24 protein-coding genes and 1 pseudogene are annotated in these 20916 nt (G+C 49.6%); 2 read left to right on the forward strand and 23 right to left on the reverse strand.

Going from position 1 to position 20916, the window contains the following annotated elements; all coding sequences use genetic code 11:
* The 22 genes from xseA to TX85_RS10820 form a co-directional block, all read right to left on the reverse strand.
* Positions 1 to 738: exodeoxyribonuclease VII large subunit (gene xseA, locus TX85_RS27560; protein ID WP_233500685.1), on the reverse strand; the 738-nt coding region annotated here is incomplete at its 3' end.
* Positions 739 to 824: 86 nt separating this feature from the next.
* Positions 825 to 1682, reverse strand: a complete 858-nt coding sequence (gene folD, locus TX85_RS10720; protein WP_044479113.1) for a bifunctional methylenetetrahydrofolate dehydrogenase/methenyltetrahydrofolate cyclohydrolase FolD — start codon at positions 1680 to 1682, stop codon at positions 825 to 827.
* A gap of 119 nt (positions 1683 to 1801) precedes the next feature.
* Positions 1802 to 2251 (reverse strand): transcription antitermination factor NusB, encoded by a 450-nt coding sequence (nusB, locus tag TX85_RS10725; RefSeq protein WP_044479114.1) that lies wholly within the window; start codon positions 2249 to 2251, stop codon positions 1802 to 1804.
* Between the two features lie 409 nt (positions 2252 to 2660).
* Positions 2661 to 2894, reverse strand: a complete 234-nt coding sequence (locus TX85_RS10730; protein ID WP_044479115.1) for a DUF2273 domain-containing protein — start codon at positions 2892 to 2894, stop codon at positions 2661 to 2663.
* A gap of 12 nt (positions 2895 to 2906) precedes the next feature.
* Positions 2907 to 3446 (reverse strand): alkaline shock response membrane anchor protein AmaP, encoded by a 540-nt coding sequence (gene amaP, locus TX85_RS10735; RefSeq protein WP_044479116.1) that lies wholly within the window; start codon positions 3444 to 3446, stop codon positions 2907 to 2909.
* A gap of 82 nt (positions 3447 to 3528) precedes the next feature.
* Complete coding sequence (locus TX85_RS10740; protein WP_044479117.1) at positions 3529 to 3936, reverse strand: Asp23/Gls24 family envelope stress response protein; 408 nt, start codon at positions 3934 to 3936, stop codon at positions 3529 to 3531.
* A 110-nt stretch (positions 3937 to 4046) separates the two neighbouring features.
* A complete protein-coding gene (accC, locus tag TX85_RS10745; RefSeq protein ID WP_044479118.1) occupies positions 4047 to 5390 on the reverse strand; it encodes an acetyl-CoA carboxylase biotin carboxylase subunit in 1344 nt (447 codons plus the stop codon).
* A 56-nt stretch (positions 5391 to 5446) separates the two neighbouring features.
* Complete coding sequence (gene accB / locus TX85_RS10750; protein WP_044479119.1) at positions 5447 to 5935, reverse strand: acetyl-CoA carboxylase biotin carboxyl carrier protein; 489 nt, start codon at positions 5933 to 5935, stop codon at positions 5447 to 5449.
* Positions 5936 to 6363: 428 nt separating this feature from the next.
* A complete protein-coding gene (locus TX85_RS10755; RefSeq protein WP_044479120.1) occupies positions 6364 to 7140 on the reverse strand; it encodes a SpoIIIAH-like family protein in 777 nt (258 codons plus the stop codon).
* A 45-nt stretch (positions 7141 to 7185) separates the two neighbouring features.
* Positions 7186 to 7833: a stage III sporulation protein AG gene (gene spoIIIAG / locus TX85_RS10760; RefSeq protein WP_044479121.1), complete on the reverse strand. Its 648-nt coding sequence runs from the start codon at positions 7831 to 7833 to the stop codon at positions 7186 to 7188.
* 13 nt (positions 7834 to 7846) lie between these two features.
* Positions 7847 to 8599 (reverse strand): stage III sporulation protein AF, encoded by a 753-nt coding sequence (spoIIIAF, locus tag TX85_RS10765; RefSeq protein WP_044479122.1) that lies wholly within the window; start codon positions 8597 to 8599, stop codon positions 7847 to 7849.
* 34 nt (positions 8600 to 8633) lie between these two features.
* Positions 8634 to 9827, reverse strand: coding sequence for a stage III sporulation protein AE (gene spoIIIAE / locus TX85_RS10770; protein ID WP_044479123.1), 1194 nt, complete (start codon positions 9825 to 9827; stop codon positions 8634 to 8636).
* Between the two features lie 15 nt (positions 9828 to 9842).
* Positions 9843 to 10232: a stage III sporulation protein AD gene (gene spoIIIAD / locus TX85_RS10775; protein WP_044479124.1), complete on the reverse strand. Its 390-nt coding sequence runs from the start codon at positions 10230 to 10232 to the stop codon at positions 9843 to 9845.
* A 10-nt stretch (positions 10233 to 10242) separates the two neighbouring features.
* Positions 10243 to 10446: a stage III sporulation protein AC gene (spoIIIAC, locus tag TX85_RS10780; RefSeq protein WP_044479125.1), complete on the reverse strand. Its 204-nt coding sequence runs from the start codon at positions 10444 to 10446 to the stop codon at positions 10243 to 10245.
* Positions 10447 to 10503: 57 nt separating this feature from the next.
* Complete coding sequence (gene spoIIIAB, locus TX85_RS10785) at positions 10504 to 11022, reverse strand: stage III sporulation protein SpoIIIAB (protein WP_044479126.1); 519 nt, start codon at positions 11020 to 11022, stop codon at positions 10504 to 10506.
* Positions 11015 to 12007: a stage III sporulation protein AA gene (spoIIIAA, locus tag TX85_RS10790; RefSeq protein ID WP_044479127.1), complete on the reverse strand. Its 993-nt coding sequence runs from the start codon at positions 12005 to 12007 to the stop codon at positions 11015 to 11017. Before spoIIIAA ends, spoIIIAB begins: the two co-directional genes overlap by 8 nt.
* Before the next feature lie 109 nt (positions 12008 to 12116).
* Entirely contained in the window at positions 12117 to 12383 is a 267-nt protein-coding gene (locus TX85_RS10795; RefSeq protein ID WP_044479128.1) for a YqhV family protein, read from the reverse strand.
* A 144-nt stretch (positions 12384 to 12527) separates the two neighbouring features.
* The gene (locus TX85_RS10800) at positions 12528 to 13781 is read right to left on the reverse strand and encodes an aspartate kinase (RefSeq protein ID WP_044479129.1); all 1254 of its coding nucleotides are present in this window, start codon (positions 13779 to 13781) and stop codon (positions 12528 to 12530) included.
* Between the two features lie 1757 nt (positions 13782 to 15538).
* Positions 15539 to 16096, reverse strand: coding sequence for an elongation factor P (efp, locus tag TX85_RS10805; protein WP_044479130.1), 558 nt, complete (start codon positions 16094 to 16096; stop codon positions 15539 to 15541).
* 129 nt (positions 16097 to 16225) lie between these two features.
* A complete protein-coding gene (locus TX85_RS10810) occupies positions 16226 to 17296 on the reverse strand; it encodes a M24 family metallopeptidase (protein ID WP_044479131.1) in 1071 nt (356 codons plus the stop codon).
* A gap of 14 nt (positions 17297 to 17310) precedes the next feature.
* Positions 17311 to 17754 (reverse strand): type II 3-dehydroquinate dehydratase, encoded by a 444-nt coding sequence (gene aroQ, locus TX85_RS10815; protein WP_044479132.1) that lies wholly within the window; start codon positions 17752 to 17754, stop codon positions 17311 to 17313.
* A gap of 124 nt (positions 17755 to 17878) precedes the next feature.
* Positions 17879 to 18373: a YqhR family membrane protein gene (locus TX85_RS10820; protein ID WP_044479133.1), complete on the reverse strand. Its 495-nt coding sequence runs from the start codon at positions 18371 to 18373 to the stop codon at positions 17879 to 17881.
* A 147-nt stretch (positions 18374 to 18520) separates the two neighbouring features.
* Here TX85_RS10820 and TX85_RS10825 point away from each other — a divergent pair, with 147 nt between their 5' ends.
* Together TX85_RS10825 and TX85_RS10830 are read left to right on the forward strand one after the other, a co-directional pair.
* A complete protein-coding gene (locus TX85_RS10825) occupies positions 18521 to 19525 on the forward strand; it encodes a DUF1385 domain-containing protein (protein WP_044479134.1) in 1005 nt (334 codons plus the stop codon).
* A gap of 7 nt (positions 19526 to 19532) precedes the next feature.
* On the forward strand, positions 19533 to 19868 hold the full coding sequence (locus tag TX85_RS10830; RefSeq protein WP_044479135.1) for a hypothetical protein: 336 nt from the start codon (positions 19533 to 19535) through the stop codon (positions 19866 to 19868).
* Between the two features lie 28 nt (positions 19869 to 19896).
* On the opposite strand, the pseudogene TX85_RS10835 reads toward TX85_RS10830, so the two are convergent.
* A pseudogene (locus TX85_RS10835) lies at positions 19897 to 20864 on the reverse strand (patatin-like phospholipase family protein).
* Positions 20865 to 20916: the final 52 nt, after the last annotated feature.

The raw sequence follows: 20916 nt of genomic DNA on the forward strand, positions 1-20916 counted from the left end.
AAAGTCGGCGATCGTAAAGTCCGTCTCGTGCCCCACGGCCGAGATGACCGGAATCGCCGACTGATAGATCGCACGCGCGACCTGCTCTTCATTGAACGCCCACAGCTCCTCCAGCGAGCCGCCGCCGCGCCCGACGATCAGGACGTCGGCCTCGCCCTGTTCATTCATCGTGCGGATAGCCCGCACGATGGAAGGAGCTGCTCCTTTGCCTTGCACAAGCACCGGATAGAGCACCACTGCCGCGAGCGGATAACGCCGCTGCAGCGTTGTCAGAATGTCTCTCACCGCCGCTCCGGTCGGAGAAGTGATCACACCGATGACTCGCGGATACTTCGGCAGCTCGCGCTTGCGCTCCTGGGCAAACAGTCCTTCTCCCTCCAGCTTGCTCTTAAGCTGCTCATAAGCCAGATAAAGGCTGCCAATTCCGTCAGGCTGCATGTGAACGGCATAGAACTGATACTGACCGTCGCGTTCATAGACCGTCACATTGCCTCTGGCAATCACTCTTGCGCCTTCCTTCGGAACAAAGGGCAGGCGCTGATTATGGGAAGCGAACATGATGCACTTGATCCGGCTTCCCTCATCCTTCAGCGTAAAATACATATGACCGCTGGAATGATGTGTAAAGTTGGATATTTCACCGCGAATCCACACTTCGGACAGAAGCCGGTCGGACTCCATCTTCATCCGAATATACCGGTTCAATTCCTTAATGGATAAGACGCGCTGTTGTTCCATCATGGGCACTCCTTTCCTAACGGCTCCCTCTGCTGACATTGCAGCCCAGCAATATTAACAATGGCCTGACCGCTGCCTTCGGCTTTTTAAGCCAATCCGTTCAGCCTCTTGGCCGCAATCAATGTATTCTGCATCAGCATAGTAATGGTCATCGGGCCCACGCCGCCAGGCACCGGAGTAATAGGTCCCGAAACTTCCTTGACGCTCTCGTAATCCACATCTCCGGCCAGCTTGCCGCTGTCAAGCCGGTTCATGCCGACATCAATTACAACCGCACCGGGCTTCACGTAAGAAGCATCAACAAAATTGGCCTTTCCGATCGCCACTACAAGAATATCTGCTTGCGCGGTCAACTCTTTCATGTTAGCGGTTCGCGAATGACACATCGTTACGGTCGCATGCTCACGCTGAAGCAACAGGGATACCGGCTTGCCCACGATATTGCTGCGGCCGATGACCACAGCATGCTTGCCGGCCATTTCAATTCCTGTACGCTTAATCAACTCAATGACGCCTGCCGGAGTACAAGGAAGCAAGCTGTCGTCTCCAATTACGAGATTTCCGACATTGACCGGATGGAATCCATCCACATCCTTCTCCACCGAAATGGCATCGATAATCGCCTTCTCGTTGATATGCTTCGGAAGCGGCAATTGCACAAGGATGCCGTGAATGTTAGTCTGACGGTTCAGCTTGTCCACCAATGCCAGCAATTCCTTTTCCGTTGTGCTTGCCGGAAGCCGGTGCACCTCCGAATAGTAGCCAAGATCCTGGCATGCCTTCTCCTTATTGCGTACATAGACCTGGGATGCCGGGTCTTCGCCTACCAGCACAACCGCCAGCCCCGGCGTGATTCCCTGCTTCACCAAACGTTCCACTTCTCCACGGAGTCCTCCGCGGATTTCCTCCGATACTTGCTTGCCGTTAATTACCGGTGCTGACACACTAATCCTCTCCCTCAACATGCTCAATATTTTAAGTTATATAAGTTGAACTAATGATTATACGCTTGGACTTTCTGCGTAGCTTCTTTAGTTCAACCTATATAGATGAACTTCCACGATTAAATACGCGCCTTCAACTGCTCAACATCCTGGATCATCTTTCCCAGCACCCCGTTGACGAACTTGCCGGATTCCACGGTGCCGAAATGCTTCGCCAGCTCAATCGCTTCATTAACAACGACCTTGCCAGGAACATCATCGCGGAAAATCATCTCGTATGCAGCCACTCTGAGCACCTGACGATCGACCTTGGACAGACGGCTGATTTGCCAGCCCTTCAAATAATCTGCAAGCAGCACATCAATCGTCTCCTTGTGACCCCAGGTTCCATTCACAAGCTCCAATACGAAGCTTTTGTCTCCCTCCAGATCAGCGGGCTTGACCTCGCCTTCATTCTCTCCAACCGCTTCGCTGAGCAGCATGGTGACCGCCTGGTCGGCTTCGACTTCATTCATCTCCATATGATACAAGCTTTGTACTGCAATTTCTCTTCCCAATCTACGTTTCATGGGTTCCTCCTTGATATTGGTCCTGCAATTATTATTACTATAATAAGTTGAACTAATGAGTTTACGTTCTAGGGGCAACGTGTGAAGTGTTCTTACGATCGCTGTTGTTCGCGGATTTCTCTAATTGAACTAAGCCATGATAAGGTAGAAATCCACTCACAAAGGCGAACGCTTACGCTTTATGCTTTCGAAGTAGCTTTCTTACAGAAAGCTTTTAACACTTCACACTTATGCCCTCTCTACGTAGTTTTTTTAGTTCAACTTATAATTGGTCAAATAGTCATTTTTTGATCACGCACTACAATTATTTTACCCTGCTCCTTCGGACAAAAAAAACCTGCAATACACTAACTCCACAAAATGGCAAAATAAAAAGGCTGCTCTTTTCGGAGAAAGCATATCACAGGAATCATTTAAAAGGACGCCAGCGCGATACGAGCCAGTTCTTCAATTCGCTCCAGGGTACGATAGGACCCTGATCCAGATCCTTATACTTGCCGAAGGTATAGCCGATGAACAGCAAGAGCGCACAGAATAGCATGTTCCAAAATCCGAAAAACAAGTAAATCGGGCATAAAAATACGGCGGCCGCCAAACCGAGGACGCGTCCCCGGTGAGTCTCCCATAACTGCTTCCAGAACACCCGCAACGCCCCCTATTCAACCCGGCTTTTCATCACAGGCGATTGAACAAGGTTGGCAATATACACCGATACATAAGAAACAGGTATTCCCGTAATCTCCTGCACATGGTCGTGAACCTGCTTCTGGACCTCCTCGGTCAAGGACGGTATGGATGAATCGCCGTCAACAACAGCACGAATCATAATCTCAAGTCCGGCATCCGTGATGCGAATGCGGGTCTTCACTTCCCGAATTCCACGAACACGGCTGGCTGCTTTGTAGGACAGGTTCTCAATCGTATCTGTGGAAATCTGAATATCGCCATACTCCGTTCTCTGGTCAATCGACGTAAGCGCATGACGATCACGGCGGATCGAAATATAGAAGAAACGGATGCTTAACAGAAACAGGGCCGCGGATATGATGATCAAGCTGATAATCAGGCCTCGCTCCTGCTGTCTGCTCAGGTTCAGGTCAACGGTCTCCGTAAGCAGAAGAATGGCAAGAACGGATAGTATTCCGACGCTAATGCTGTACACAAACAGCAGGAGTCTGTCCAATATTTTAGCCACGACGAGTATAGCCTCCTAACATCTACAAATATGCTCAAACTATAGCAAACCCCTGACGCATCGGTCGGGGGTTTAGTCCGGATTACTTAACCCGGTTACTCAGTTCGATTTCTTCATTCTTTTCCGCAGTCTTGAAAATAACGTCATGGATATGTACATTAACTTCCACGACATTCAGACCGGTCATCGTCTCAATCGAACGCTTTACATTGCGTTGAATCTCCGTAGCTACCTCCGGAAGACGGTTCCCGTATTCCACAATGACAGAAACGTCGACAGCGGCTTCACGCTGTCCAACCTCCACTTTAACGCCCTTGGAAAGATTCTTTCTGCCAAGCAGTTCTACGATCCCTCCCGCAAAGCCGCCGCTCATGCCGGCAACGCCTCTTACCTCTACGGTAGCAAGCCCGGCAATCACTTCGATGACCTCGGGTGCGATCTGAATTTCTCCAATTTCAGTCCGTTCAAATTCGGTTGGTAAAGAGCTCATTCTATCATCCACCTCTCAATAAGCATGACGCCTCCCGGATCCCGAGAAAGCGCACTTATTATAATTACTATATCATTTCAGTCGCATTATGACAAACCATGCACCTGCTGTTAAACCTCATATTCTTCCAGAAATTTAATATCGAAATCTCCCTTGAGGAATACAGGATGCTCCAGCAGCTTCTGATGGAAAGGAATTGTCGTATGAATGCCTTCGATCGCGAATTCAGCCAAGGCGCGCTTCATCTTGGAGATCGCCTCTTCACGGGTTTTCCCCCAGACAATCAGCTTCGCAATCATGGAGTCATAATGCGGAGAGATCGTATAGCCAGGATATGCGCCGCTGTCTACACGAACGCCAGGACCGCCCGGCGGCAGGTAGAACCCGATTTTCCCGGGTGAAGGCATAAAATTGCGCGAAGGGTCCTCTGCATTTATGCGGCACTCGATAGACCAGCCATTGAGCACCACCTCATCCTGAGTAAAGGAGAGCGGATTGCCTTCTGCTACAGATATCATTTCTTGAATCAAATCAATCCCGGTAACCATTTCAGTAACAGGATGCTCCACTTGAATTCGGGTATTCATCTCCATGAAATAGAACTGCCCGTCCGGACCAAGCAAAAATTCCAGCGTACCCGCTCCCGAATACTGAACAGCCAGGGCGGCCCGAACAGCTGCTTCGCCCATTTCCTTACGTTTCTCCGGCGAGAGAACCGGACAAGGCGCTTCCTCCACCAGCTTCTGACGGCGGCGCTGCACCGAGCAGTCCCGCTCACCCAAATACGCTGCATTTCCATGCTTGTCGGCAATAACCTGGATCTCAACATGCTTCATGCCCGTCAGGAATTTCTCCAGATAGACTCCGGCATTGCCGAAGGCCTTTTGGGCTTCCTGCTGAGCTGTAGTAATCTGTTTAATCAGCGACTCTTCATCCTCAGCGATACGGATGCCTTTGCCGCCCCCGCCGGCAGTCGCCTTAATGATAACCGGATAGCCAATTTCACGGGCAACGGCCACCGCCTGGTCCAGATCATCGATCAAGCCGTCCGAGCCTGGAATAACGGGCACGTTTGCCGCCTTCATCGTCTGCTTGGCTACCGCCTTATCTCCCATCTTCGTAATCGCTTCCGGTGACGGTCCGATAAAGGTAATATTGCAGGATCCGCAAATCTCGGCGAAATCCGCATTCTCAGCAAGAAAGCCGTAGCCCGGATGAATAGCATCGCAATCCGTCAAGGTTGCCACACTCATCAGATTTGTAAAATTAAGGTAACTATCGCGAGCTAAGGTTGGGCCGATGCAATAGGCCTCGTCTGCAAGCCGGACGTGCAGCGAATCCTTGTCCGCTTCCGAATATACCGCTACTGTGGAAATACCAAGCTCCCGGCAAGCGCGGATAATACGAACCGCAATCTCGCCACGGTTGGCAATCAATATTTTTTGAAATTTCACTTCATTCCATCCTCCTTGAAAGCTTGCCGCCTATACTCGTAACGCGGCCCTTCCGATTACTCCGGCTTCACCAGAAAGAGAGGCTGTCCGAATTCAACCAATTGTCCGTTTTCGACTAGAATCTCTTTAATCTCGCCTTTGACTTCTGCTTCAAGCTCGTTCATCAGCTTCATGGCTTCAATAATACATACCGTCGTCTTCGGCCCGACCTTGTCTCCGATATTGACGAATGCATTTGCATCCGGAGAGGATGCGCGATAGAAGGTACCTACCATCGGGGAGAGAATCTTATGTAGCCCTGCATCAGGTTCTGCCGCCGGGGCAGCTGGCGCGGAAGATTCCACTGCAGCCTGAGCGGACAATCCCGGAGCGGGGGCCATACTCATCGGTGCAGTCTGCACAATAGGGAGCTGTGCTTGGATGGCCTCCGGTTTGCCCGGCTTGCGGATCGCCAGCTTGTAGCCTTCATTTTCAAGCTCGAGTTCATGTATCGAGGTCTTATCCACTAATTCAATCAGTTCTTTAATTTCATTTAAATTGAACATAAATCACTATCACTCCTTCAGCTTCTTCGAACTTATAGAGTTATATAAGTTGAACTAATGAATATTACGTTCTGGACAACGTGTGAAGTGTTCTTACGATCGCTGTTGTTCGCGGATTTCTCTAATTGAACTAAGCCATAGATAAGGTGAATTCCACTCACAAAGGCGAACACTAACGCTCAATGCTTCCGAAGCAGCTTTCTTACAGAAAGCTTTTAACACTTCACACTTATGCCCTTTTACGCAACTTGTTTAGTTCAACTTATATAGTCCAAAAAGTTGACTTTTTGAACACTCATTCTGGGACGTATCGAAAAATCTAAAATTGTATCCTTCGTCGTAACTTTATGTATTATATCACAATAGAATGAAATGGAAAGAGCCCAAGATTTCCTCGGACTCTCTCGCCTTTCTGTCAGGCCGTTTGATTATTGAGTTACGTATTGAACCTGCACTTTATCCTGGGTTACGCCCAGCTCCTTGATCACCAAATCCATGATGCTGACTGCTTCTTTTGCTTCAAGCTTTTCACTGACTACGACGATTTTGTAGCTATCGTCGTCATTTTCTGTTACAACCGCATTGGCGTATTTCTGCAGCAACTGCTCTTCTATGTTAAAAATCTTTTCTTCCTTTTCCTCCAGTGCATTCAATTCAGCTTGTGCCATTACTGCTTGATCCAGCGAAGGATCCTCGTTAATCTTCTTTATCAATTCATCCGTCTTGCGGGAGTTCTCTTCTGAACGCTGGAATTGATATGCTGTGAGGGTATCGGAGGCCGATACTCCTTGAGCCTCCAACTGCTTCAGTACATCTTCATCGCTCACGCCTTGCTTGGGCTCGGTATTTCCTGAAGCCGTGTCTGCAGGGTCTTCACCCGAATCCGCCGCACCTGTCGGTTGCTTATCCTCGCTCGTATTTGGGTCCGGCAGCACAGCGCCATCCCCTGATGCCTCCTCGTCCACTACAACCGCATCCTGCCCGTCTTGTGTCGTAACCTCATTCAGGATTACGTCGCTGCCGTCCGGCAGTTCATCGCCCATGGCCGTATCCGGGACTTTGCCTTGGTCCATTGACGTTACCTGCTGTCCCTCGGTCACCTGCTTTGTCTTAGGACCGTCCTCCGTAAACAAATAATACGCAGACAATACAACCATCAAGCTAAGCATGGATACGAGCCAAACTGTTTGTCTTTTTGATTTCATGTACAATTCCTCCTGAATTTTAATTTGGGATATAAGTTTAAACTTCTATTGGGACTGCTTGCGCGGGACTACCGAGATCCGATAGGCCGGGACATTCAACCCCTTTTCAACGGCATCAACAATGAGGCCCTTGACAATGTTGTTCTCCGCTCCTCTGGCAACGATCAGCACCCCGCGCACCTTCGGCTTGATCTTCTTCGTTACGATCGGCTGTTCATTTCCGGAGGCATCATAAGTGACGATTTCACCGTCTCTGGAATACTGCGTAATATTGCGGGTCCCTCCGTCAGCGTCAACTTCTTCCGTCATCTCCTGGGTGTCTCTCATGTTGCGCTGGACGATAACTTCCTCGGTGGATTCCACAGTAACCAACACATCCACATCGCCGACACCGACAATCTTCTCCAAAATCTCCTTGGTCTTGCTCTCGAGCGACGCCTCAATCTTGGCAAATGGTCCATCTCCCTCGCCATCCTCCTGAAGCAGGTTGCCCGAGGTTAACTCTTGCATGACCGGCGGCTCTCTCCCTGCCCCGTCGGGCTCCACATGCTTTACATTAATGAACGAATTGATCAGCATGAGCGCCAGTCCGAGCAGACCGATAATCAGCAGCAGGCGATAGGTTTGCATTTTCTTCTTGCCCTCTGTTCCCTTGCCCAGCCATTGCTCCAGCTTCTTCAACCATTTCAGCATGTGCTTCACCTCCTTAGCGTCCTTCTTGTACCCCTGCTATAACTGTTACTGCATCGGCTGAGATTCCCCATTCCCTTACCATCAGGTTCTGAATCGATTCTGTGAGCTTTGCCGTTTCAGTTGAATTCGCGGGTGACTCCGCATCACCATAAGACACACCGGATACCGCCAGGGTATCCTCCGTCTTCCTGCCGATCTTATCCGGCAGAGAGACATCCACCTTCCGGACCTTGATGGACTTGTCAGAGGACTCGGATGCGGCCTGCTCCGGGACTTTCATGACTACCTCAACCTTTCTTATATATAAAGTGCCTTCATCCGCCTGCTGCGCAGAACCCTGACCTTTAGCTTCCGCACTCGGATCCTCGCGGGCCAAAATCACCATTACCCTTTCTACGGGCTGCCCGGTTTCCAGCTCGATCTGCTGCTTCATCTGTGCCGCCGCCTGATCTCCGGCCAACTGGAGGGCTTCTGCTTCCTGCTTCTTGCGGAGGAGCTCCCCCTGCTTCAATATGGTCTCGGTCTCACCCCCCGTTCCTCCTCCGACATTTCCGCTAACCTGATCAAAGGCTGCAGCAATCATCTTCTCAGGCTCGCTGCCGGACAGGATGCGCATAACCGGCGAGAGAAGGGTCAGCAGAATGAGCAGGCTGACGACAAACTTGACATAGCGCTCCATCGCTCGATTAGGCAGGAGTAAATCTATGAAGACTGCGAATAGCACGATAATAATAATTTCCTTCAACCATTCACCTAGCATGCTCATGTCTCTGTTCACCGCCTACAACTTCTATTCAGTGTCACCGCATCATGACCGTTACATTTCCTGCCGTCAGCAGGATGGTAATGGCCAGGAAGAACATCATTCCGACCGCTGCCAGTGCTGCGAATACATAGATCATGCTCTTGCCGATCGTGTCGAGTGTCGTAATAATAGGTGAACTACCAAGCGGCTGCATAACGGCTGCTGACAGGTTATAGATGAGTGCGAGCATCAAGATTTTTATCGCCGGAAAAGCACACAGGAATAACAGAATAATGACTCCGACGAGACCGATTGAATTTTTAACCAGTAAAGAAGCCGAGATTACCGTGTCCGTTGCATCTGCGAATACCTTACCGACTACTGGAATGAAGTTCCCGGTTAAGTATTTTGCTGTCCTCAGGGTGACTCCATCCGCCACGGATCCGGCGATCCCTCTTACCGAAATCACGCCAAGGAATACGGTTAGCAGAATTCCAAGTAGCGCCATCGCCGTTATTCTTAGCAAATTGGCTAGCTGGGTCAGCTTATAGGTCTCCGACAGAGAACTGACAATGTGCAGAACAGCCGAGAAGAACAGGAGCGGGAACACGACCATGTGAACGACATTTCCAACCGTGTGAACCATGAATACTACCAGCGGATGAGCGACAGAGACGGTTGCGATATTCCCCATCGATGCAAGCAAGGTGAAGAGCAGCGGGACCATCGCCATCATAAAGTCAATCATGCCGGTGATCGCCTGAGTCGCGTAGGATATGGCGACATGGAAGCTGTTAATCGCCAGGACCAGGATGACCATATAGCAGATGGAGTAGGCGATCTTACTGACCTGCTTTCTTTCAAATGCAGTCTGCAAGGTTTCCAGAATCATGCTGAATACGGATAGGAGGACAATCGTGACCAGAATTTGTCCGTTGTACAAGACTTCCTGCCACATGTATTTTACGAGGCCGGACAGTACGGCATGAAATGAAAGCCCCTGATCATTCGATAAAAGCAGATCCATGAAGGAGGGCATCTCTCCATCCGGGAAAAATCCGCCATATTCTTTTATCAAATTCTGCCAATAGGCTTCAACCTGATCTGTCGGCAGCTCTTCTGTCTGACGCTGTATCCAATTGTCGGCCGGATCCTCGGCGGATGCCGGAAGCGGAAGGCTGAAGAGCATCAGCCCCAGGCATATAATCAGCCATGTTCGAAGGCGCCATCCGTTATCTATTGATCTCATATCCTCTTTCCTCACTTATGTCGGCAGCAGCTTGATTACCGTCTCAATAATCACACTGATGATCGGAATGGCCAGTACCATGATCATGACCTTGCCGGCCAGTTCAATCTTGGAGGCAATGCTCTCCTGTCCGGCATCCTTCACGATCTGTGCGCCAAACTCTGCAATATAGGCAATCCCAATGATTTTCAGAATTGTCTTCAAGTAGATCATCTGAACCCCCGAGGATTCTGCCAGCTGCTCCAGAACCTCGATGACGCCGCCTATTTTCCCAATGAGGAACATGAAAATGTAAATCCCGGTGCTCGCCCCGATCAAAAAAGCGAATAACGGCTTCTGCTCTTTGACGACCAGAATCAACACCGTGGCGACAAGTCCCAGCCCGACTATCTGAATCATTTCCACCTGCACTCACCTACTGGAAAAGAAAGATCGATTTGATTTCCTGGAAGAGGCTGTCCAGCAAGCGGATGACCATAAACAGTACGACCACAAAGCCGATCAGGGTCACCCAGTGAGCCATATCCTCTTTGCCCATCTGCTTCAATACCGTATGGATCATGGCGATGATAATTCCAATGCCTGCGATTTGAAATATTGCGTTCACTTCTAAGTTCATTGACTTGGCACCTCACGATCATTTTCACAGGCGATGACAGGAGTGAATGAATTAGCTTCAATACAGAATAATGACAATGAATGCTCCAAATAACAGTCCCAGGCTTTTGAACATTTTTTCATAACTTCCTTGCTCCTCGCGGGCGACGATTTCCTCATTCTCCAGTTGACGGACGGCTGTCGCAAGATGCCCGAACTGATCCTGTCTGTCGCTTGTTCCCAGGGTATGACTGAGTTGGCTCATGATGTCCTTCTCCGCTGTCTTCATCGCTGTCCCCTTCCATTCTTGGTCAAGCGCGCGTTGCAGACTGTCCTTGGCTGTATAGTTAAATGGAGCGTTCATTTGGGAGGCGGCGCTAGCAAAGATCGGCCGGATCGGATCGCCGCTCTGCTCACCGACCCGTAACAGCGCTTCGGGAAGCGGTGTATAGCCATATTGAATCTCGGTTTGCAATCTTCTCAGGGCAAGGATCAGCTTCCGAATCTGAACTGGGCGGTTCGCATATTGCTTTGCCTGGAACCAACCGGCTGCCGTGGCAGCGGATATGATCAATGCCGCTCCGAGCAATTTAAGCACGCTGCCTTCCCTCCTTCTCCTCTATCCCCAGAATCCTTCTTCTTTGTTCATCACGGACGGAGAATAGAAGCTGGTTCTCTCTTCGATACAGGACAATGTACCTTTGAAAAAAAGAGGCTCCAATCAGCTTCGACAGCACCGGGCGCGACTCCAAATCCTCTACATCTGTCCCATGTGCTGTTGCAATGACACGCACACCCGCATGCAGGGCTTCTGTCAGTGCCTCCGCGTCCTCCGGGCGGCCAATCTCGTCCACTACGAGTACCTCGGGAGACATGGATCGGATCATCATCATCATGCCTTCCGATTTAGGACACCCATCCATGACATCCGTGCGCGGCCCCAGATCAAAGCTGGGCACCCCGAACTTGCTCCCGGCAATTTCGGATCGTTCATCAATGACAGCCACCTTCTTCCCGGGCCATCTCGCTTCGGGATGCCTCCAGGAGCCCCCGCTAATCAAACGGACAAGATCGCGAACCAGGGTGGTCTTGCCCTGCTGCGGGGGAGAAAGGATCAAGGTATGCAGTACAGTTTGATGACGGAAATCAAGCAAGTAGGGGAGCAACGGGTCGCCAATTCCCTTCAATTCTCTTGCCAGCCGGATATTGAATCCGCTTATGTCCCGTAAATGCTCCACACGCCCGCCTGCCAGAACCGTTCTTCCCGAAAGCCCAACCCGATGACCCCCCGGAAGCGTGATAAAGCCCTTCCGCAGTTCCTCCTCCATGGTGTATAAGGAGTGATTCGTCAACAGATCCAGAAGTCTGCCGGTATCCTGCTTGTCAGGATGATAGGCTCGCGAGGGAACGCTGGTCATCTCTCCATCGGGCGTTAAAAATTGGTGTCGGCCCCCAGCATTCACTTCGAACGGCCTGCCTTCTCTGATACGTATTTCCTCTAGTTCAGCAAACAGCGATTCCGGAAGCTTGGCCAATAATCGACGGAGGGTGTCGGGAAATACGGACAGCCAGCTTTGATCCATAGGCGTCCCCCCCAAAACTTCTTACTTGCAAATCCTATTCAGCTTCATCATTTCGGTGTCTTATACATCATATCTATGCCTGTACTTCGTCTTTATGACGCCAAATCTATCATTTCTTTAAAATGCCGATTAAGAGACAACTCACTCCCAGACCAATCCAGAGCATTTTGCCCCAAGATAGTTTATCTGCCATTCCGGCAAGCCCGATCGCGGTGGTAATGAGGAGAACGCTTGGCCCGACAAAAGCCAATGCTGAATTAACGGCGAGCGCCTTATCTACCCGCCCCAGCTTCAGCATCAGAATCGCCGCAACGATCTCGATGCTACCTGATACGATCCGCAGCGAAGCCATTCCGGTTACGAATTTATCAAGCATATTGCCCTCCCTTGTCCATTCATTCTCTCTGATTCATATGCGGAAACATCTTAATTTAGAAAAAAGAAATAGGGGCAGTCTCCTTAGATCTCTGATCTATTGAGACTGCCCCTATTAAAATTGCAATTCTATTCAAGGAAAGGATTAACGGCGATCCTTCGGTCCTCCAACAAATGCTTGGTTATCAGTATCCAGCCCATAAGCTGTATGCAGCGCCTGCACGACTTCATTCAGCTTGCCGCCCGCAATCACGCAGGAGACTTTAATCTCGGAAGTGCTGACCATTTCAATATTTACGCCTTGCTTCGAGATGACATCGAACATTTGAGCCGCGACCCCAGGGTGACTGACCATACCGGCACCGACGATGGACACCTTAACCAGGCCGTCCTCCGAAGTCACCTCGCGGAACGGTACCTCTTCTGAAAGACCTTCAATCACTTTCAGCGCGTTCTCCCGATCGGACAATGCTACCGTGAAGCTGAAATCCGCCTTGTCTTCCTGGTCTCCGCTTTGCACGATAATGTCCACATCGATCTTGGCCTCGGCCAGTGAGCCGAACACCTTGGCCAGAACGCCCGGAACGTGCTCGACGCCTACAATGCTGATCCGCGCCACATTTTTATCATAAGCGATCCCGCTGACTACTACTCCTTGCTCCATATGAGCATCCTCCTTCACGACTGTTCCCTCATTATGATTAAAGCTGGACCGGACAACAAGCCGCACCTGATTATGCTTTGCATATTCAACGGCGCGAGGATGCAGTACCGCAGCACCCAGATTCGCCAGCTCCAGCATCTCGTCATAGGAAATTTCATTCAGCTTGCGTGCATTCTTGACGATTCTCGGATCCGTTGAATAGATACCATCCACATCCGTATAAATCTCGCATACATCTGCTGAAGTAGCAGCTGCAAGCGCTACAGCTGTCGTGTCAGAACCGCCGCGGCCAAATGTCGTAATCTCCCCGTCATCCGTCATCCCCTGGAAGCCTGCAACGACTACGATATTCCCCTCCTTAAGTGCCTCGAGCACTCTTGACGGCTGAATGTCGATAATTCTCGCCTTCCCGTGTACCGCCTCTGTTCTAAAGCCTGCCTGCCAGCCGGTGAAGGAAGTCGCCTTCTTCCCAAGCTGATGAATCGCGATCGATAACAACGCAATTGAAATCTGCTCCCCGGTGGTCATCAGCATATCCATTTCCCGAGTCGGCGGTTCCGGACTCAGCAGCTTGGCCTGATCGATCAGATCATCCGTCGTATCGCCCATAGCCGATACAACCACAATGACCTGGTGGCCTTCATCCTGCTTCTCCGCTACACGACGGGCTACGCGCTGCATCCGCTCCGTATCTCCAACGGAGCTCCCCCCGAATTTCATGACATATAAAGCCAAGTTGGACCCTCCTCATGTACTCAATCCTAATCCATATCCTAATTTTCTATCGGTAACGCTTTAAACCAGTATAATACGAATGCCCTGCGATTCGTCAATGCTTTTCAGTCCATCTGCAAAAAAAGAAGCCGGTTCTGCGTTGCTGGGGCAACGTGTGAAGTGTGCTTACGATCGCTGTTGCTCGCGGATTTCTTGATTGAATAAAACATAGCCGGGTAGAAATCCACTCGCAAAGGCGAACACTCCAAGCATATGCTCACGAAGTAGCTTTCTTTCAGAAAGCTTTTACTTCAGCACACTTCACACTTATGCCCTAACCTTACAATCTCATTATTCCGCTCTATAGCTGCTTGATGCACTATAGTAGCTCACACATGCCCCTTCATGCTGAGCCAAAGCACTCCGATTCATTATAGGCTCGCCATCCGGTTATACTGTGCCGGATGGAGCTGATGCACTGCAAGACTTCACTGAAGCGTGACCAGAATGAGGCTGATTAGGTAGGATGAGTGAAGTTCGAAGCAAGACTGGAATGCTAGTGAACAATGGCGGGACTAGGCGGGGTCCGTTACTAGGCCAAAGTTTCGCGAGTGCAACTTAATTGCTATCCGGCACTTGTTTCATCGCCATCCCGCCCGCACGCATGGCGAAGTGCAACCCAAGCGCGCGGGCGTTATACACTGCGTTCGCGCAAAAAGCGGATCGCGCTAGTTGCTGTGCAAGCGCTTTGCCCAAGGCTTGCGCTAAGATCCATACAAGCTGCTATAGGCGGTCGTAGGCTTGCGGGCAGTACCTGCTTGCTGCACAGCAAGTGCAAATTGCTCTGCAGCTACGGCACATCCATGTGCAAACTGCATTGTAGTTAAACTGCAGAGGCGAAGTAGTTAGGGCGGTTGATCGATCACATGCAAATACAGGCATGCAGTGAAAAAAGTTACTCTAAATTTAGGTGAAATGGTGGGAATGCGGATATAGTGAAATTTTTGTACTTAAAGTTGACTAAAACGTGGATTTGGCTAGTTACTGGCAATCTAAGGCAAGTTTTTTCACTAAAATTGGGTTTGAGCGCCGAATGAAGAATTTAAGGTAAGAAATTTCACTGGAGCGTGCCAGAATGAAGCTGAATAAGCGGGATGAGTAAAGCTTGGATCAAGACTGGGACTGGAACACCTAGTAGGATAACGAAATTCCGCGTTTCGCACAAGGCCGTAGCAACGTGCGACTGGGCGCAACTCCAGGCATTCAATGTTCCATTGGCTATGCGTAAAGTGAATCGCGTAGGCTCCCATTCATATGTCTAGCCTAAGGCGTGCTTGCCAGCAAGGTAAGTTGGGAGGAAGTTATTGGCTCGCGGAGTACCCTGCTGCATGCCACAGGTGACCAGCTTACTGTAATGCGACATGTGAGCGCAGGCACGTGCAAACTGCGCCTCGAAGTTGAACTGCAAAGGCGAAGTAGCCAGGGCAAAAGTGTGAAGGGTTGTGAAGAAGCGGAGCGTTCGCCTTTGTGAGCGGATTTCTCCCTTGTCAGAACTTAGTCCAATTAAAGAAATCCGCGAACAACAGCGATCGTAGCAACTCTTCACACGTTGACCATCTAAATCGCCCTCCAATGTTTTGACTATATTCCGCTGTTACTCACTTCCCTGCAAGTACACATACGGCCGACTGAGTAAGCCCCTAACAAAACAGGGCCTCCCGCCAGAACAAGTCTGTTGGGACGCCCCTCCTGGTACTATATTGCTGCCAATCATAAGCCTACGCGCGGGAAATATATTTACCTTCGCGGGTATCAATCAGCAGAACATCATCTTCATTAATGAAGAGCGGAACCTGAACATTCAAACCGGTCTCTACCTTTGCATTCTTCGTAGCGCCAGTAGCCGTATTCCCTTTAATCCCCGGCTCAGTCTCAACTACGCGCAGTTCAACGCTGTTAGGCAGGTTGATACCAAGGATTTCGCCTTGGTAGCTGACAATCTTAACGTTCATATTTTCTTTCAAGAAGTTAAGCTCCCATTTCAACTGCTCTTCCGTCAAAGTGAACTGGTCATAGGTTTCGTTGTCCATGAATGCGTGCTCTTGACCGCTGGCGTACAAATATTGCACATCGCGGTTTTCGATCAATGCACGGCCGATAGTCTCGCCCGCACGGAACGTTTTTTCCACCGTGTTGCCATTGCGGAGGTTTTTCAATTTGGAACGAACAAATGCCGCACCTTTACCCGGTTTTACGTGTTGAAAATCAAGAACGGTATAAATATCGCCTTCCACTTCAACGGTTAATCCTGTTTTAAAATCGTTTACTGAAATCACAAAAGAACCTCCTCAGGGGTTATAAAGTGAACTATGATGCAGATTGCATGAGTTCACCTTACATAAAAAATTGTTATATTAATTTTAGAATTACCCAAATTTTAAGCCGTACATGCGCGAGAGACCGTATTACAGGGTGATAAAGTCCTTGGTCGATTCAGTCAGGCGGCGTACACCTGTATCGGTAATTACAACATCATCCTCAATCCGGACACCGCCGAACCCAGGAATATAGATGCCAGGCTCTACGGTTACTACCATTCCAGGCTGAAGGACCGTATCGCTCAGCTTGGACAATCTTGGCTCTTCATGCACATACATCCCCAAGCCATGCCCAGTGGAATGTCCGAACAGCTCTCCATAACCGTACCGGGCAATAATATCGCGGGCCAGAGCATCTCCTTCGCGGCCGGTCATCCCGGGCTTCAGGTGCTCCAGTGTATGCATTTGCGCTTCCAACACGATATCATAAATTTCCCGATGCTTGGCTGTAGGCTCTCCAAGAAATACAGTACGCGTAATATCCGAGCAATAACCATTCAACAATGCTCCGAAGTCCATTGTGACAAATTCGTTATTCTGCATAATTCTGCTGCTGGCAACCCCATGCGGCATCGCAGAACGCTCACCGGAGGCCATAATGGTCTCAAAAGCCGTACCGGATGCGCCATGCTTACGCATGAACGTCTCCAGCTCCAAGGCCATATCCCATTCGGATACTCCCGGCTTAAGCAATTCCAGCATATGCAGGAACGTCTTGTCCGCTAAATCGGCAGCTTCCTTCATGAGCTCCAGCTCACCGCTGTCCTTGAACATCCGCAAGCCTTCAACCATTCCCTTAACAGGCACAAGCTCGCAAGACTTCAGATCGCTTTCATATTTGCGGTAGGTAGAGAATACCGTGTGATCTTCTTCAAAGCCCAGACGGTTGATTCCTGCTTCTTGAAGCAGCTGCTTCAAATTTTCATTTACAGAAGGTCCATGCTCCACAATCACAAAATCCTTTGCCTGCTCAGATGCCTGCGTCATATAGCGGAAATCGGTAAGCAGATATGCATGATCAACTGTGATTAGTACATAACCCGATGATCCGGTAAAACCCGTCAAATAGCGGCGGTTCACGTCATCAGTAATCCAGACGGCTTCAATTTGCTGCTGCTTCATTGCTTCGCGAAGCCCGGCAACCCGTGTATTCGCCATGTCAGAACTCTCCCTTATCTATTAGCTTTCAGATGTTGAAGTAAAGCCATCATCCCCATCTCATATCCATAAGCTCCGAATCCCGCAATCTGCCCAACCGCAATCGGTGCGATGACCGAATGGTGGCGGAAGCTCTCACGGGCATGGATATTAGACAGATGCACCTCGACTGTCGGTATCGCTACCGTTGTGAGTGCATCTCTCAACGCATAGCTGTAATGAGTCAATGCGCCAGGGTTGATCAGAATGCCGTCACAGGCTCCATATGCCTCATGAATCTTATCAATTAAATAACCCTCATGATTGGATTGGAATAGCTGAAGCTCAATGCTCTCAGCCTCGGCCAACTTTTGCAGCCTGTCCTCAATCGCTCCGAGTCCCACTGAGCCGTATATTGCAGGCTCTCGCACCCCAAGCATATTCAAATTTGGACCATTTAACACCAGGATGCGGATCATACTGCTCACCCTTCCCTTTTAAGAAGTTGTTCAATGGGCTGGGAACCGGCTGATTGAACATCAACAGTAAAAATAACCAAAAGTTATTTTACCATAGAAACAAGAGAATTGAGAAGCACTTTGTCTACTCCAAGGCCCGCTCCGGCTCGCGATTTCTTTCGTCAGTAAATTCCTCTGCCGTAGAATACCCGATAAATAATCCCCACAATAAATAGAGACAGAATTCGCTGAACAGCGTATCAAAGGACAACTGAGACTCCGGCGCCGTAATCTGCGCCAACGGACCGATCACAACAAAGATTAGCATCCACCATACAATCCCATATACTAGCCCTGGAAAAGGTCCTCTCAGCTTTCGAAAAGTCAGCGTGTAAACGAGGGTCGCCACAATGGAAAACAGGATGAACGACAGCCATCCCACATAGTATCCTGGCTGGGTATTCAAGAAGCTGTGCTTGAAGAACGGCTCCACCAGAAAGCCAGGTATCACGGTGGTGAATCTCAAATAATAAAACAGTCCCTTGACCCCTCCCCAGATCAATCCGGCAAAAAAGCCGATCATAATCGAAAAGCCCAACAGATTCGTCCTCTTGCTCTTCCTTTTTTTCGGGTTCTTCATAGTGCGATCGCCCTTTCCTTGCAAGTCGTATCATTCATTGCTAGTATGCGCAAATCGAAAAAGACTAATCAAACTAGAATTTGACCGTAAAGTTCGTTACAATGTAATTATTCTATGAAAACCAACACTCCTAGGAAGGTGAATTTATTGTCAGAGCAATCTGTACCTAATATATATGGCGGTCAAGCCGTCATGGAGGGCGTTATGTTCGGCGGCAAGCACGTGAATGTTACGGCTGTGCGCCGCAAGAACGGTGAAATTACATTTCTCGAAGTACCGAAACAGGATAAGCCATGGGTGAAAAATTTGCGTAAGATTCCTTTTTTGCGGGGGATTGTCAGTATTATTGATTCCAGTGCGAAAGGATCCAAGCATCTGAACTATTCGGCCGAGGCGATGGCCGATGACGAGCTTGAACCGGAGGAACGTGCCAGACAGAAGGAGAAGGAGCAATCCGGATGGTCGTTATCCATGATTATCGGAGTCGCTGCCGTAGGTGTCTTGTCCTTTATTTTTGGCAAGCTGATCTTCACGCTGGTTCCTGCCATTGTAGAACAGTATCTATTCCAGAATGCATTTGGCAGCCAATCACTGCATAGTCTTGTTGAAGGGCTTATCAAGGTTATCTTCTTGCTTGTCTACCTGTGGATCATGTCCCAGACGCCGATTATCAAGCGCTTGTTTCAGTATCACGGCGCAGAGCACAAAGTGATCAGCGCCTATGAGGCCGGTGAAGAATTGACCCCTGCCAATGTGCAAAAATATAGCCGACTTCACTACCGTTGCGGCAGCAGCTTTATCATTTTAACCGTCATCGTCGGCATTATCCTTTACTCGCTGCCGATATTCAGTTGGGATTCCTTGTGGGAACGGGTTTACATCCGGTTGCTGCTGCTCCCGCTAGTCATCGGAATTTCCTTTGAATTGCTCCGGTTAACGAATGCGGTAAGAGATATTCCGGTTCTGCGTATTCTGGGTTACCCCGGGCTTTGGCTTCAACTGCTTACAACCAAGGAGCCCCACGATGATCAAGTAGAGGTCTCCATCGCTTCGTTCAATCGGATGCGTGAACTGGATGCCATCGTCGAGAAACAGGGAACACTGGTTGATAACGTTTCTGCCCCTTCTTCACTTGATCCTGTGAAAGGATGATAATGACATGAAAAAACAGTCCCTTCTATTATGGATTTTAGGCATCCTGTCCGTGATTGGCATTTTAGCTGGACTGTTTGGGTACGGTCGTCAGATCCGGCTTATGGATTTTCTTATTCCGATCATTCTGATAGCGGTCATCTTCTTCCTCTACAGGTTTCCTCCCGGCAAAGCGCGGAAGCGAAGCCCCAAGATCAAGCCATCGGCCAGAACGATGGCCAAGGTTGCTCAGGCCAAGCGGGGGAATACCTCTGCTGCCAAGAAGCGGAAGTCGTACCCTTTTCAAGTCATCGAAGGGAATAAAGGCAAGAAATCAGATGATGATGTGCCAAAGTATCATTAATCGATCAAGTCAGACCAGCTTCTTCATACTAAATCTTAAGAGCCTGCTGATACTTTATGAACTGCTCCTCGTAGTACTGGACACTCCAGTCTTCGAAGAAGCGGTCTCCGGATCTTACACCGGATTCATAAAGCAGCAGGCTTTCTTCACGACTGAGGTCAAATTGTGTGGTGGATATGCCGAGCGTAGGGATTTTGATGGTACGATATCGATTGGACTGTTCGATGTATCGCTCATCGTGTGCGGAGAGCATGGTCTCTACTAAGGCTTGCAGCATAGAGAACGGCCCCTGAATGATATGCGGTTTATCAGAGTTCTTTCCGACCATTTGAAAGCCGACTGTTGGAATCATTTTTTTCGAGACCCGGAAACGGAGCGATCAAATATCCACAATGGCAAGTTGCTTAGCAATCCGCCGTCAACGATATGCAGGAACTGGTCCGAGAACCTCTTTCTTTTGCTTATACTCGACGGCAGCCGAAGCAGCACCGGATCGAAAAAGTAGGGGATGCTGCAGCTCATACGGATAGCTCGAGCCACTTCAAACGACTCCGGCCGAATCCCCAATTTGGCCAGGTCATCAGGCAGTACAAGAATTTTGCCGCTTGTAATATCCGAAGCAATAACCTTGAGCTTGCCTTTAGGCAAATCGGCGAATGTGCGAACCCCCTTTTGCTGGAGAAGTTGCCTAACCCAATGTTCAAGCGCTTCTCCGGAATAGAGCCCCTTCTTTAGCATCACCCGAATGGCAGGCCCGATCAGCGCCAAATTAAAGATAGGCGATCTTTTCAGAAAGCTGGCAAAGGAAGTGGCAATGATTAGCTCCTTCATCTCCTCCGCCCTATAGCCCGCAGCAATCATGGCCGCAATGATGGAACCGGACGAGGTGCCTGCGACCTGATGAAATTCCGCACCGTATTTTTCAGCCGCACGAACCGCACCGGCTAGCGAGATTCCCTTTACCCCGCCGCCTTGGAATACTCCGTTAATCTGCATAAAAAACCCCCATCCCCATACACAAGTCTAATGCTTATGTATGTTGACGGAG

The organism is Paenibacillus antibioticophila (assembly GCF_000455265.1).
GTDB classification, from domain to species: Bacteria; Bacillota; Bacilli; order Paenibacillales; family Paenibacillaceae; genus Fontibacillus; species Fontibacillus antibioticophila.